The following is a 14,476-nucleotide window of genomic DNA, read 5'->3' on the forward strand; positions in this document are numbered from 1 at the left end:
GTATGTACAACACAAAAAAAGAGGTGTATGCAACACCTCTTTTGCGTTCATTTTATTCATTATAAAACTTTGGCATTTTTTATTTCAATTGGACCCATTCCACGAGGAAGCTCAATCGTTTCTCTTGTTTGTGCTCCTAAAGCTTCCGCGATATAATCCGCAGCAATCGTTGGGTCCAAATGCCCACACGTATAAACATCAATGCTTGCATATCCATGTTCAGGAAAACTATGAATCGTTAAATGAGATTCAGAAATAATAACAACACCACTTACTCCTTGGGGAGCAAATTTGTGAAATGCTACCTCACGAATTTCCGCACCTGATTTTAGTGCTGCATCAACAAATGTTTTTTCAATAAATTCCATATCATTCAACTTATCAAAATCGCATCCCCATAACTCTGAGATAACGTGACGACCCATTGTGTCCATCTAAATCATCCCCCTTTAACAAATTTTACAAAAAAATAAGCATGAAATTCTTTTGCAAATGGCATGTATAACTACCACGGGGGAAAGTTAGTCCAAAGAGGTCCTAACCCTTTAAGTAGTCACATTACCGTGCGTTTAAGAAGTTCACGAAACATAGTATACTTGGTTTATTTTTTTTTTGCAATACACTTTTTCATTTTTTATGCTTATCGTGTCAGATAAAATCGATTCACTTGTTGTCCTTGAACTCTATACACGATGATGAATGAACGGCATCTAGCAAAACTCACAGCAGGAGGGCTTGGGTCACTTTCCTCGGCTACGCCAAAGGGATGACAGCGCATCGATCATTGAACCCCGTCCCCATGCAAAGGTTGAACAGACCAAGTGACATCTCTGTCCTAAAAATTCTCCATCCATTGAAATAAGGAGGATTTTCAACTTTACAATGGCGTCAACATTTTTTTGTCATAGATGTCTATATAATAAAAAGCGCTGAACCATAGTCAGCGCTTTTTACATTTATGCGTTCACTTGCAAATTTTCCATCATTTTACTCGCCACTAAATTCGTTAAATCAACAACGCGGCAAGAATAGCCCCATTCATTGTCATACCATGCCAATACTTTTACCTTGCGTCCTTCCATTACCATCGTTGACAAGCCATCGATAATGGCCGAATGAGGATTGGTGTTAAAATCAATAGAAACAAGCGGCTCTGTTGTAAAATCAAGAATCCCTTTTAGCGGACCGTGAGCTGCGTTAATCAATGCTTCATTTACAGCTTCAACCGTTACGTCTGTTTTTACGTCTACAACCAGATCGACTAATGATACATTTGGTGTCGGAACGCGAAGAGCCATTCCGTGCAATTTTCCTTTTAAGTGAGGCAATACTAATGCAAGAGCTTTCGCCGCACCTGTTGTTGTTGGAATAATGGATTGCGCGCAAGAACGGGCGCGTCGTAAATCTTTATGAGGATTGTCAATATTTTTTTGGTCATTCGTATAAGCATGAACGGTTGTCATTAAGCCATTTTCAATGCCAAACGCTTCATCTAGCACTTTAACGACTGGCGCTAAACAGTTTGTTGTGCACGAAGCATTAGAAATGATAAAATGCTGGGCAATATCAAGCATCTCTTCATTGACGCCCATTACAATCGTAATATCCTCATTTTTTCCAGGCGCAGTTAAAATGACACGTTTCGCACCTGCCTCTAGATGCAGACTTGCTTTTTCCTTGGAATTGAACTTTCCGGTCGCTTCAATCACAATATCAATATCTAATTCTTTCCATGGAAGCTCTTTCGGGTCACGAGAATTTAATAATTGTACTTTTTTCCCATTCACAAGAAGCCCATCCTCTAACGCCACTACTTCTCCCGCAAACTTTCCATGGTTGGAATCATATTTTATTAAATGAGCTAACGTTTCAGCTGGATAGCTCGCATTAATCGCAACGATTTCAAAGTTTTCCGCATCGATAGCGTTTCGGAATACCATTCTTCCGATTCTTCCAAACCCATTAATCGCTACTTTTGCTTTCATTGAATTTTCTCCCCTTAAATATATGTTATACTAATTATCTTCTTTCGTATAATTAGTATAGCATATATTTGTTTTTTGTATAGAGTAAATCATGTAAAAAATAAAAAAAGGCGTCCTGTTTTTACAGAACGTTCCACATTTTTAAAATATAAAGCAGTTGTTCACGTGTTCTTTCAATGGTTCCATTATTATCAATGACCGCATCAGCATAGCTTTTTTTGTCGCTGAGCGGCATTTGCGCCCGAATGCGCGCTACGGCGTCTTCTTTAGCTAAGCCATTTCTCTTTATTAACCGCTCCAGTTGAATCGCTTCGTCTACATAGACCACGATCATTTTATCTACAAGATGAAAGAGCTGACTCTCTATTAAGAGCGGAATATCTAAAACAACAGCGTTAGCACCATTACGAAGAAATGCTTCTTTTTGTTCGAGCATTTTTTTCCTGACAGCTGGATGAACAATTGCATTCAACCGTTTTCTTTTTTCCTCATGGTGGAATACGATGGCTCCAAGTTTCGTACGGTTAATTTCTCCATTTTCTTGAAGAATTTCGCTTCCAAATTCCTTGACAATTTGCTTATAGGCTTCTTCACCAACCCGGACGACTTCTCTGGCAATAAGATCGGCATCCACCACTGGAATGCCAAATTCCTTGAGCATGTGCGATATCGTACTTTTTCCGCTCGCAATTCCTCCTGTCAATCCGATCGTTAATGCCACTTTCCTCCCCCTCCCCATTCAATGCTGGCATTGTTCGCAATAATGGGTACCGCGGCCGCCAATCGTTGTTTTCTGAATGGCATGGCCGCATCGTCTGCACGGTTCCCCTTTGCGACCATAAACAAACAGCTGCAGCTGGAAAGTGCCGCTTTCTCCTTGTGTATTCACATATGTTCGAACCGTGCTTCCTCCTTTTTCAATGGCTTCACGGAGCGTCGCCACAATCTCCCCATGAAGGCGTTTCATCTCTTCGTCCGTTAATGAAGAAGCCTTTCGTTCTGGATGAATGCTAGAGCGAAACAGTACTTCATCGACATAAATGTTACCGAGTCCAACGACAATGGTTTGATCTAAGAGGGCGCTTTTAATCTTTCGAGCTGTTTTTTGCAGCTTTCCCGCCAAAAAATCCGGTGTAAACGATGGGGAGAATGGCTCAGGCCCCAATTGGAGCAGCGGAGAATGCCGCTCTTCCTCTCCCGTTTGGAACAAATGCATCGTCCCAAACTTTCGTACATCGCGATATCTCAGTTCTGTTCCATCGGTAAACTCAAAAATAACATGTGTGTGCGGCTCAAGCGGCACACCTGTTGTTTGCAACAAATAGCGACCCTCCATACGCAAATGAGAAACAAGCACATATTCATCCAATAAAAATTTTAAAAATTTTCCCCGACGATCAATCTGATGAATCGTCTGCCCTTGTAACGTTTGGACAAACATACCGATATCGGCAGGTCGCTTAATGATATTGGGCCAAAACACTTTAACATCTTGAATCGTTTTACCAACAGTCAATGGAATCAATGTCCGCTTGACTGTTTCGACCTCTGGAAGTTCCGGCATTGCTGATCCCTCTCTCTATTTCGCATCATACCAAGTCAGTCCAAAATGGTAATCGACTTTCAGCGGCACACGCAGTTCAATGGCCTGTTCCATCACTTCCGGAACAAGCTGCTTCAGCCGCTCAATCTCTGATTTCGGCGCTTCTAAAATTAGCTCATCGTGCACCTGCAGCAAAATTCGCGCTTGCAGCTCCTCCTGCTTCAACCGCTCAGCTAAATCAATCATCGCTTTTTTTATAATATCGGCCGCACTTCCTTGAATCGGCGTATTCATCGCTGTTCGTTCGGCAAAACTGCGCAGATTAAAATTCCGGCTCGTAATATCCGGCAAATAGCGACGGCGATGCAACAGCGTAGTCACATAACCTGTTTGTTTGGCATAGCGAACAATATCCTCCATGTATTGCTTAACTCCAGGAAAGCTTGCAAAATACCGTTCAATAAATTGCGCTGCTTCCTTTCTTGAAATATTCAAGTTTTGCGATAAACCGTAATCGCTAATACCGTATACAATGCCAAAATTAACAGCCTTTGCTTGGCGGCGCATTTGTGATGTCACTTTTTCTTCACTTACATGAAAAATATCCATGGCTGTTTTTGTATGAATATCAAGATCATTGCGAAACGCTTCAATTAAATTTTGATCATTGGCGATATGTGCAAGAACGCGCAGCTCAATTTGTGAATAATCAGCCGCAAAAATCACCCAATCCGGTTCTGATGGAATAAACGCCTGACGAATTTTTCGTCCTTCTTCCAGACGGATCGGAATATTTTGCAAGTTCGGTTCTGTCGAGCTGAGACGTCCGGTTTGGGTCAGCGCTTGGTTAAAGATGGTATGCACCTTATTTGTATCCTGATGCACTACTTTTAGTAATCCCTCTACATAAGTAGAATACAGCTTTCCAAGCTGGCGGTAATGAAGAATTTTCTCCACAATTTCATGGTAAGGAGCCAGCTTTTCTAATACATCGGCAGAAGTGGAATAGCCTGTTTTTGTTTTTTTGATAACCGGCAGCTGCAATTTTTCAAATAACACTACTCCCAGTTGTTTTGGCGAATTAATATTAAATTCTTGCCCCGCAGATTGGTAAATGTCTTGCTCGATCATCTTCAACTGCTCGTTAAGCTCTTCTCCCATATTACGCAGCCTTTGGACATCCACTTTGACCCCGGTGAATTCCATTTCTGCTAAAATGAGCGTCAACGGCAATTCGAGTTCAGTAAATAACAAATATTGCTCGTTTGCTTTGAGATCAGCAACGAATTCTCGTTTTAAGGCTCGAATCGCTACGGCTTTGCGAACGAGATGGTCAGCTAAGCTTTTTTTATCAGGGATTGCCTGTTTCGCACCTTTTCCATATACCGCTTCATCCGGCTGTACTTCTGTATATTGCTTAGTTTTAGCTACAGAAGCGACATCGTCGGTTGAATGTGAAGGATTTAAAAGGTACGAAGCAATGAGCAAATCAAAATCGATCCCTCTCATTTCAATGCCTTGCCATTTTAAAGCGACAAGCGCTCTTTTAGCATCAAATACGCTTTTCTTCTTTTTCTCATCCTCAAGCCAAGCCTTAAAAATGGGCGATGATAAGGCGACATCGGTCGGAATAAACAGGGGTTTCTTTTCACTGGCCAATGCAAAACCAAGAATCGGCGCTTTGTGATAGTTTGCTTCAAGCACCTCCACAATCAGTGCCGCTTCGTCCGTCAGCATGGTCTCGTCCACTTCCTCAACCGTTTCATAATCAATGTTCGCTAACTCTGTCTGAACATCCGGGTCTTCATTCTGTTCCAGCTTCCCTAGCAAGGAATTAAATCCAAGCTCTTTAAATAAAGCGATCACCTTATCAAGATTGTAGCCTGTATATTTCGTATCTTCTAATGTGATTTCAAGCGGAGCATCGCGCAAGATGGCGGCTAACTGCTTGCTAAGAAGCGCCAGTTCGCGATTTTCTTTGAGATTTTCTTTCAGCTTGTTCCCGCTGACCTGTTCAATGGATTCTAAAAGCCGCTCAACAGTGCCAAATTCCTTCAGCAATTTTAACGCTGTTTTTTCACCAACACCCGGCACTCCTGGAATATTGTCCGATGCATCTCCCATAAGACCTTTTAAATCCACAATTTGCGGTGGAGTAAGCCCATATTTCTCTTGAATCGTTTCTGGCGTATACGGTTCCACATCCGTAATTCCTTTGCGAGTAATCGCAACGGTTACATGCTCAGAAGCAAGTTGTGTTAAATCGCGGTCGCCTGAAATCACCTTAATTTCAAATCCTTCTTGCTCTGCTTTTGTGCAAAGCGTGCCGATAATGTCGTCTGCCTCGTAGTTATCAAGCTCGTACGAGCGAATTTGATAGGCATCTAGCAACTCACGCAAAAGCGGGAATTGCTCGGATAGCTCCGGTGGAGTTTTTTGCCTTCCACCTTTATAATCTTGAAAAGTTTCATGGCGAAAAGTGGTTTTTCCAGCATCAAAAGCGACAAGCATGTGTGTCGGCTTTTCTTCCTCCAAAATTTTCATCAGCATCATCGTAAATCCATAGACAGCATTCGTATGGATGCCTTTTTCATTATGTAAAAGCGGCAATGCGAAAAACGCACGATACGCGATGCTATTGCCGTCAATGAGTACAAGTTTTTTTCGCAAAATGAGTCCCTCCTCACCACGATCGTCCAGATTAAACATTTTGTTCGCTAGCACAACGACGCTCGGAAAAATCCTGCCGCTTGCTCTCTTCACACATTTGTGAGCCCATGGCTTTCAGATCCGCTTATAAGTCTGCGAAGCGGCGTGTTCGACCGCCAAAAAACAACACGATGTCCATATTCATCTGTTTTGTTACATCTATATAGCCAATTCCTGCTGAATCTCCTAAAAAAGACGAGCGTTTGATTCATTCCTTCTTTTTTATTTTATCATGATTAACGGCAGAATGAAAAAAAGACGAGAACATTTTTTCGTTCTCGCCTCTCAAGGGTTGGCTCCTTGGATGAAGGGGTTTTCAATATGAGTGTAGCAAATATTTATGAACACACAGTAAAGAAGCGATTAACTTTTTGTAAAATTGCATGCATCATTCCCAAACAACCATGCGCCTGTCCGTTCTCCCATATAGAATATCACTTGAACATTGAACATATAGTCCGTCCATTCAAAAGCAGCATTTCCATTTTTCTGACGATCGGAAGCAAGCCGCTGACTTGCCTAGCCTGACCAAAAGGCTGGTATAAATTTTATATCGTTCGACTGATCCTCTTCGGTCCAGATTGTATAGGCGACATACTGTCTTATTTCCTGGTCAAATCCGCATTCAACCTATATGGTTCTTTGGAAAATGCACTGTGAATGTTGTACCATGGCCGACTTTACTTTTTACTGTCATATATCCGTGATGCGCTTCCACTAAATGCTTAACGATCGCCAATCCTAACCCCGTTCCTCCTGAGTTGCGGCTTCTTGCTTTATCGACACGATAAAATCGCTCAAAAATGCGGGGAATTTCCTGCTCTTCAATCCCAATGCCTGTATCTGAAATATGGACAAGCACTTCATCATTCTGTTCCTCAATGCTCGCTTCTACTCGTCCAGACTTTTGCGTGTAAGTAAGAGCATTTGTAATCAAATTAATAAAGATTTGCTTCAGACGATCGCCGTCGCCAGTCAAATAAATTTGTTTAGCAGCATGTAAGCGCAAATCAATTTCCTTCTCCTGTGCCTTGCCGCGAAACATGACCATTAACTCTTCCAAAAGTTGTGTCATATTCACCTTCTCGAGCTGAAGCTGAAATCCTTGTTGTTCAATTTTGGATAAATCTAACAATTCCTGAACAAGGCTTTGTAGCCGTTCACTTTCATTCAGAATGATGGATAAAAAATGCTCCAGCGCCCGTTCATCTTTCATCGCCCCATCCAACAGGGTTTCCGCAAATCCTTTAATGGATGTAATAGGCGTTTTCAGCTCATGCGACACATTGGCGACAAAATCTTTTCTCATTTGCTCCAGCTTTTTGAGCTCGGTAATATCATGAAAAACAAGGACAATTCCTTTCCATTCATCATTTGTTCCAATAATGGGCGCCCCGTATACCTCAAAATGCTTTCGCTCAATATCGATTGTCAAAACAAGCTGTTTGCGCACTTTGGTTTCCTTCATAAAAATTTCGTTGACGAGTTCAATAATTTCTTGATGAGAGAAAGCTTCCGTATACAGACGATGTAAATAATCAACAGGACGAATGTGGAAAATTTCTTTATAGGATCGATTGACAAGATTAATGTAGCCGCGGCTGTCAATCAGAATCAGACCGCTGCCGACATTTTCAATCAACGTATGCAAACGGTCCGTTTGCATTTCTTGAATTTTGTTCATTTCTTGCAAATTGCGCGCCAAAATATTAATGGACTGGCTGAGCATCCCCGTTTCATCACTACGCGTTTCATAAACTCTTGCCTTATAGTTGCCGCGCGCCAATTCAAACGCCACCGTTGTCGCTGCCTCAATCGGCTTCATATAATGATCAGCGATTTTAAGACCTAGAAAAATAATCACAATTAACGCGGTTCCTAAACTGCTAATTAATACTCCCCAAATTTGTTGGTTAATTTTTTTTAGAGAGTTGACAGGAGAGCTTAAAATAACATAGCCACCATTTTTTCCGTTTTTTGAAAACGGCACGATGTAATAGTAAACATCTTGTTTTTCTTCAATAATAGAAGGATGATTTCTTTTCTTGCTGTGCAAAATATCGCGCACAATTTGTTCATGAGCGCGATCGCTAATATTAGCAAGGCGCCCCGTATCTAGCAGCGTCCGCTCTTGGTTATCGAGCACGGTAATACGAGAGGCTAACGTTTCGCTCATATCTGCCATTTGCGATCGAACCACATCGATATTTTGCCGTTCAAGCAAAAGAGCGATCATTTCTGCTTCTTTTTCAATTCGCTTGTTCATGGTCTCTAAATAAAAATCTTTAAATAGTTGACCAAGCAAAAGACCAAGACAAATCAGAACGGTTACAATCAAAGAAACAAGAGCAAATAAAAGCCGTGAACGAGGACTAGACATCCATTTTCGGCTCCTCAAGTTTATATCCTAAACCGCGAATGGTTTTAATATATACCGGTTTTTTTGTATTTTGCTCAATTTTTTCACGCAAATGGCTGATGTGTACATCAACGATGCGGGTATCGCCAGCAAAATCATAGTTCCATACAGCGCTAAGCAGCTGATCGCGCGTCAGTACCCTCCCTTTATGCTTGGCCAAATAAACGAGTAATTCAAACTCTTTCGGTGTTAACTCAAGACGCTCCCCTTGAAAATAGGCTTCATAATGTTCAGGAAGAATTTCTAAATCAGCAATACGAATTTTATGAGGATCTTCCGCTTCTTCATGCCCTTGCTGCGATGGAATTCGTCGTAAAATCGCCTTGATGCGCGCCAATACCTCGCGCGGACTAAAAGGCTTTGTCATGTAATCATCGGCTCCAAGCTCCAAGCCTAACACTTTATCGAATTCATCGTCCTTTGCCGTCAGCATTAAAATGGGAAGCATGATTTTTTGTTGGCGCAGCTGCTTGCAAACCTCGATTCCATCCATTTTCGGAAGCATTAAATCAAGAATCATTAAATCGGGTTGCTCGCGAACTGCTTTTTTCATTCCTTCTTCTCCATCATTTGCAGTAATCACTTCAAATCCTGCTTGTTCTAAATTATACTGCAAAAGCGTTACAATGGATGGCTCATCATCAACAACCAACACTTTTTTGCCCATATTTTCCTCCATAAAAAAGATCTCTTCATTATTATACCATACTATAAATCCTTTTTATGAGCCATCCTGCTTATAACGCCTATTGAATTTATCGACACCGCCTTTTATGAATCCAGTTTTATAAAAGCTAAAGCACCCTTTCACCACAAAAAAAGATTCGCTCCTCTATTTCAAGAAACGAATCGCTCAAACGACAAGCATATCATTCTCTTTTCAAAAAACCGCTTCTTTTCTAAAACAGGAAGGAATCAAAAGTTTTCCAAGAAACGGCTGTCTAACATGGAGATCGCATACGGAGGACAAACCGTCACCGTGCCCTCCAACACCTTTTCTGTTTCATCGCGAAGCGCCTCAACAGCAATGATAATCGAATGATCTTCTGCATTGACATCTTGCACTTCAAATAAAAATTGTAAATTCTCGTAATGATAAACAGGTTTCAAAAAATCAAGATAATGCTTCTTGATATGACTTCCAGGACCAGGCAAATATTTGGAGATAGCAGATGTGATCATTCCCGTCAGCATAACCGTTGGGACAATCGGTTTCTTCAGCGGTGTTTGTGAAGCATAGTCATGCTGAATATATAAAGGATTCGAATCGTCTGTTAATCCAAGATAAAGCAACAAATCTTTATCCTCGATTTTTGAATTAATCACTAACTTTTCTCCAACCGTGATTTCTGATATATTTCTCCCTAGTTTTCGTTTTTTAAGCATGATTTACACCCCTTTGTTCAGAAAGCGCTTCCAAGTTGTCGTAGAAGCAAACATTCGAGAAAAAATCCCGAATGCTTGCACGCTTCATTATTCCAATACCTTCATCACATTTTTTACAGATTCAACCGACTTGGCAAGAGCCTGTTTCTCTTCATCCGTCAGCTCTAACTCAATCACTTTCTCGATTCCATTTCCGCCTAAAATAGTTGGTACTCCCAAATAAATGCCTGCATAGCCGTATTCTCCTTCAAGATAAGCAATAGCCGGAAGCACACGGCGTTGGTCTTTGAGAATCGCTTCAACCATTTCAGCGAGAGAAGCAGCGGGAGCGTAATACGCACTGCCGTTTCCGAGCAGATTGACGATTTCACCGCCGCCTTTGCGCGTGCGCTCCACAATCGCATCTAACCGTTCTTTCGGAATGAGCGTTTCAAGCGGAATACCGCCAGCATACGAATAACGCACAAGCGGAACCATATCATCCCCATGGCCGCCTAACACAAAACCAGTAATATCTTTCACAGAAAGGTTTAATTCCTGTGCAACAAATGTGCGGAAACGTGCTGTATCAAGCACACCTGATTGGCCAATCACACGGTTTTTCGGAAAGCCAGACTCTTTGTACACGGTATATGTCATCGCATCAACAGGATTTGTCAGCACAATAATATAACAATTCGGAGAATATTTAACGATTTCCTGGGTTACAGCCTTCATGATTTTTTGATTGGTTGTAACAAGATCGTCCCGGCTCATTCCCGGTTTACGGGCAATACCTGCTGTGATGACCACGATATCGGAATCCGCTGTATCGGCGTAATCAGATGTACCGATAATGTTGGCGTCAAAGCCTAGTACAGGGCTGGATTCAAGCATATCAAGCGCTTTTCCTTTAGTCGGATTTTCCAATTGTGGAATATCCACAAGGACAACATCCCCAAGTTCTTTTTGCGCTAAAATAAATGCCGTTGTCGCCCCCGTAAACCCTGCACCAATCACAGATATTTTTTTACGTTTAACCGCCATTTGTTACCGTCTCCCCTCTATTATTCTCCCATATTACGGATCAATGCATCAGCAAACTCAGAGCACTTCACTTCTGTTGCTCCTTCCATCAGACGGGCGAAATCGTAGGTGACGACTTTCGAAGCAATTGTTTTCTCCATGGATTCAATAATCAGCTTAGCCGCTTCATTCCAGCCAAGGTGCTCAAACATCATGACGCCTGACAAAATAACAGAGGATGGATTTACTTTGTCTAATCCTGCATATTTTGGAGCCGTGCCATGAGTCGCTTCAAAGATGGCATGCCCTGTTTCATAGTTAATATTTGCACCTGGAGCAATGCCAATACCTCCTACTTGAGCTGCCAAGGCATCTGAAATATAGTCACCGTTCAAATTCATGGTTGCGACAACATCAAACTCACGTGGACGCGTTAAAATTTGTTGCAAGAAAATATCAGCAATCGCATCTTTAACGATAATTTTTCCTGCTGCTTCCGCTTCAGCCTGAGCTTTATTTGCAGCCTCTTTTCCTTCCGCTTCAACGATGCGATCATATTCCGCCCATGTAAAGACTTTATCTCCAAATTCTTGCTCTGCAAGCTCATAGCCCCAGTTTTTAAATGCGCCTTCCGTAAATTTCATAATGTTTCCTTTATGTACGAGCGTAACAGACTTGCGGCCGTGCTCGATAGCATAGTTGATGGCTGCTCGAACGAGACGTTTAGTTCCCTCCTCGGAAATCGGCTTAATACCGATACCAGATGTTTCCGGGAAGCGAATTTTACGAACGCCCATTTCATTTTGCAAAAAGTGAATCACTTTTTTCACTTCTTCAGTGCCTTTGGCATACTCAATTCCGGCATAAATATCTTCTGTATTTTCACGGAAAATAACCATATCCGTATCTTCAGGACGTTTCACTGGAGAAGGCACGCCATTGAAGTAACGGACTGGGCGCAAGCAAACAAACAAATCAAGCTCTTGACGAAGCGCGACATTCAATGAACGAATCCCTCCGCCGACAGGGGTCGTTAATGGGCCTTTAATGGCAATTATGTATTCGCGAATCACATCAAGCGTTTCTTGAGGCAGCCATTCTCCCGTTAGCTTATATGCTTTTTCGCCAGCAAGAACTTCTTTCCAAGCAATTTTCTTTTCTCCTTTATAGGCTTTTTCAACCGCAGCTTCTAGCACGCGGGAGGCTGCCGCCCAAATATCAGGGCCTGTCCCATCACCTTCAATGAAAGGGATAATCGGATTGTTTGGTACGTTTAACACACCGTTTGTGACTGTAATTTTTTCACCTTGAACCACTTGTAACAACCTCCAATGTATTAATGTGAAGGGCGAGAACATGTATAGCCATCTTCACGCCCTGTTTCCCTAAAGTTAGCCTCTTTGTTCAATCGGAACATAAACTTGTTTCGCCGGTCCAGTATACTCAGCACGCGGACGAATGAGACGGTTGTTCTCATACTGCTCTAAAATATGTGCGAGCCAACCTGACATCCGGCTTACAGCAAAAATCGGCGTGAATAAATCATGATCAATTCCTAAACAATGGTAAACCGATGCAGAATAAAAGTCAACGTTCGGCGGCAACGGTTTTGTTGAATTCATGATTTCCTCAATTTTTACCGACATTTCATACCAATGCGGCTGTCCAACAAGCTTTGTAAGCTTCTCTGACATTTTCTTCAGATGTTTAGCACGCGGATCACCTTTGCGGTAAACGCGATGGCCAAAGCCCATGATTTTTTCTTTGTTTGCTAATTTTTTCTGAACATATGGTTCCACATTCTCAACGGTGCCGATTTCTGTAAGCATTTTCATAACGGCTTCATTTGCACCGCCATGAAGCGGCCCTTTTAACGCGCCGATCGCAGCTGTAATTCCAGAATAGATGTCAGACAGCGTCGCTACACAGACTCGCGCTGTAAATGTCGATGCATTTAATTCATGATCCGCATGCAATACAAGCGCTTTATCAAATGCTTCGACAGCGGTTTCATTTGGTTCGCTGCCTGTCAACATATACAAAAAATTCGCAGCAAAGCCTAAATCAGGGCGTGGGGCCACAGGATCTAACCCTTTACGAATACGAGAAAAAGCTGTCACAATTGTCGGAATTTTTGCTTGCAAACGAATCGCTTTGCGATAATTTGCTTCCGCATCCATGATGTCAGCTTCTTCATCATATAAACCTAACAAAGAAATGGCTGTACGCAGCGCTGCCATTGGATGTACTTTCTCAATTGGATACAATTTGAAATGCTCAATAATTTCAGATGGAATGGTTGCGTTTTCTGCCAGTTGCTTCCGTAATTCTTCTAGTTGCTGCCTTGTCGGAAGCTCACGATGCCAAAGCAGATAAACAACCTCCTCAAACGTCGCATTTTCAGCCAAATCGTCAATATCGTAGCCCACATATGTTAATGTGTCATCAATAATTGAGCTGATGCTGGACGTCGTTGCGACAACCCCTTCTAGACCTCGTGTTACTGTCATATACATCTCTCCTTTTCTCTAAAAATTCCCCTTCTCCCATTGCAGTACATCATCCGAGAGCGAGCGCTTGCTCAAAATCATTGAATAAAAGTCCATAAAGAAAATGCTTACATTTTATATTGTATTCATACTGCCCTTATTCATCTGCTACGTGACAGTATGAATATCTACAAACATGTATAAATGATGAAAATAAATATAAAAGAAAAGGGCTGTTGTCTATATTATAAACAATTATCTGACTTTTGTGAATCAAAACGACTTATTCTCTATAATATTATCATAAAAAAATGATTTTCATAAATATTCTATCACCTTCATAACCATATACGCAATGCCTGCGCCAATCAGCGGACCGACAGCTACGCCGTGGAAAAGAGAGACGGCAATAATCGTGCCAAGCACAAGAGCGGCGGTCATATGCGGATCCGTGGACAACAGCGTCACTCCTCCTTTAGCTATTAAAGCAACAAATACGCCAGACAAAAGCGCGATCCAAGCAGATAGCGACTGAAGCGAAGCACCAAGCTGCTTAAATCCAATTTCCCCTGTCGCAATTGGCGCAAGCACAGCAATTGTAATCACTGTCACTCCCCAATTAATTCCTTTTGCCTGAATAACCGGCAGCCACTTTCCTTCCAATCCGATCAGCTTAATCCCCAGCAGTACACCGACTGCAATAATGAGTGAATGATTTTTGGCTATCATGCCAATAAATAATAAAATGAGTAAAAATAATACAGATTGATTCAACAAGATCCTCTTCCTTTCTATGAATAAATTGAAACCTCTCGCTTTTCATTAGCGTATATAAATTGTAATATAGTACTATACAGAAGAGTCTCATGACTTACCTTTACGCCACGCGAACGAATAGCAACAACGCAACGCCGCTATCAGCTCCATCTACGAGCCTGTG

Annotated in this window: 12 protein-coding genes; all 12 read right to left on the reverse strand. The window is 41.8% G+C overall.

All coding sequences use genetic code 11. The features are described from left to right. Positions 1-59 precede the first annotated feature (59 nt). Complete coding sequence (speD, locus tag AT864_RS03280) at positions 60-434, reverse strand: adenosylmethionine decarboxylase (protein WP_044745960.1); 375 nt, start codon at positions 432-434, stop codon at positions 60-62. 522 nt (positions 435-956) lie between these two features. Then, positions 957-1,985 carry a glyceraldehyde-3-phosphate dehydrogenase gene (locus tag AT864_RS03285; protein WP_044745959.1) on the reverse strand — a complete coding sequence of 343 codons (1,029 nt, stop codon included), beginning with the start codon at positions 1,983-1,985 and terminating at the stop codon, positions 957-959. 121 nt (positions 1,986-2,106) lie between these two features. Continuing rightward, positions 2,107-2,706 (reverse strand): dephospho-CoA kinase, encoded by a 600-nt coding sequence (gene coaE / locus AT864_RS03290; RefSeq protein WP_066146403.1) that lies wholly within the window; start codon positions 2,704-2,706, stop codon positions 2,107-2,109. Positions 2,707-2,724: 18 nt separating this feature from the next. Then, positions 2,725-3,549, reverse strand: a complete 825-nt coding sequence (gene mutM / locus AT864_RS03295) for a DNA-formamidopyrimidine glycosylase (RefSeq protein WP_066146405.1) — start codon at positions 3,547-3,549, stop codon at positions 2,725-2,727. Positions 3,550-3,564: 15 nt separating this feature from the next. Then, positions 3,565-6,198 (reverse strand): DNA polymerase I, encoded by a 2,634-nt coding sequence (gene polA / locus AT864_RS03300; protein ID WP_156450485.1) that lies wholly within the window; start codon positions 6,196-6,198, stop codon positions 3,565-3,567. A gap of 664 nt (positions 6,199-6,862) precedes the next feature. Beyond that, positions 6,863-8,617: a two-component system histidine kinase PnpS gene (pnpS, locus tag AT864_RS03305; RefSeq protein WP_044745955.1), complete on the reverse strand. Its 1,755-nt coding sequence runs from the start codon at positions 8,615-8,617 to the stop codon at positions 6,863-6,865. Next, positions 8,610-9,323, reverse strand: a complete 714-nt coding sequence (locus AT864_RS03310; RefSeq protein WP_044745984.1) for a response regulator transcription factor — start codon at positions 9,321-9,323, stop codon at positions 8,610-8,612. Before AT864_RS03310 ends, pnpS begins: the two co-directional genes overlap by 8 nt. Before the next feature lie 248 nt (positions 9,324-9,571). Next, positions 9,572-10,042 (reverse strand): MaoC/PaaZ C-terminal domain-containing protein, encoded by a 471-nt coding sequence (locus AT864_RS03315; RefSeq protein WP_044745954.1) that lies wholly within the window; start codon positions 10,040-10,042, stop codon positions 9,572-9,574. An 87-nt stretch (positions 10,043-10,129) separates the two neighbouring features. Beyond that, positions 10,130-11,068 carry a malate dehydrogenase gene (mdh, locus tag AT864_RS03320; RefSeq protein ID WP_044745953.1) on the reverse strand — a complete coding sequence of 313 codons (939 nt, stop codon included), beginning with the start codon at positions 11,066-11,068 and terminating at the stop codon, positions 10,130-10,132. A 20-nt stretch (positions 11,069-11,088) separates the two neighbouring features. Next, positions 11,089-12,363: an NADP-dependent isocitrate dehydrogenase gene (gene icd, locus AT864_RS03325; protein WP_044745952.1), complete on the reverse strand. Its 1,275-nt coding sequence runs from the start codon at positions 12,361-12,363 to the stop codon at positions 11,089-11,091. 75 nt (positions 12,364-12,438) lie between these two features. Continuing rightward, positions 12,439-13,557, reverse strand: a complete 1,119-nt coding sequence (gene citZ, locus AT864_RS03330) for a citrate synthase (RefSeq protein WP_066146408.1) — start codon at positions 13,555-13,557, stop codon at positions 12,439-12,441. A 297-nt stretch (positions 13,558-13,854) separates the two neighbouring features. Next, complete coding sequence (locus AT864_RS03335) at positions 13,855-14,310, reverse strand: DUF441 domain-containing protein (RefSeq protein ID WP_044745983.1); 456 nt, start codon at positions 14,308-14,310, stop codon at positions 13,855-13,857. Positions 14,311-14,476: the final 166 nt, after the last annotated feature.

The sequence above is a fragment of the Anoxybacillus sp. P3H1B genome (assembly GCF_001560855.1).
Taxonomy (GTDB): Bacteria; Bacillota; Bacilli; order Bacillales; family Anoxybacillaceae; genus Anoxybacteroides; species Anoxybacteroides rupiense.

Bases quoted from the DNA above. Each gene is read 5' to 3' on its own strand.
- AT864_RS03310 (WP_044745984.1), bottom strand. From the start codon at position 9,323: ATGGGCAAAAAAGTGTTGGTTGTTGATGATGAGCCATCCATTGTAACG.
- mutM (WP_066146405.1), bottom strand. From the start codon at position 3,549: ATGCCGGAACTTCCAGAGGTCGAAACAGTCAAGCGGACATTGATTCCA.
- AT864_RS03285 (WP_044745959.1), bottom strand. From the start codon at position 1,985: ATGAAAGCAAAAGTAGCGATTAATGGGTTTGGAAGAATCGGAAGAATG.
- AT864_RS03315 (WP_044745954.1), bottom strand. From the start codon at position 10,042: ATGCTTAAAAAACGAAAACTAGGGAGAAATATATCAGAAATCACGGTT.
- speD (WP_044745960.1), bottom strand. From the start codon at position 434: ATGGACACAATGGGTCGTCACGTTATCTCAGAGTTATGGGGATGCGAT.
- citZ (WP_066146408.1), bottom strand. From the start codon at position 13,557: ATGACAGTAACACGAGGTCTAGAAGGGGTTGTCGCAACGACGTCCAGC.
- pnpS (WP_044745955.1), bottom strand. From the start codon at position 8,617: ATGTCTAGTCCTCGTTCACGGCTTTTATTTGCTCTTGTTTCTTTGATT.
- mdh (WP_044745953.1), bottom strand. From the start codon at position 11,068: ATGGCGGTTAAACGTAAAAAAATATCTGTGATTGGTGCAGGGTTTACG.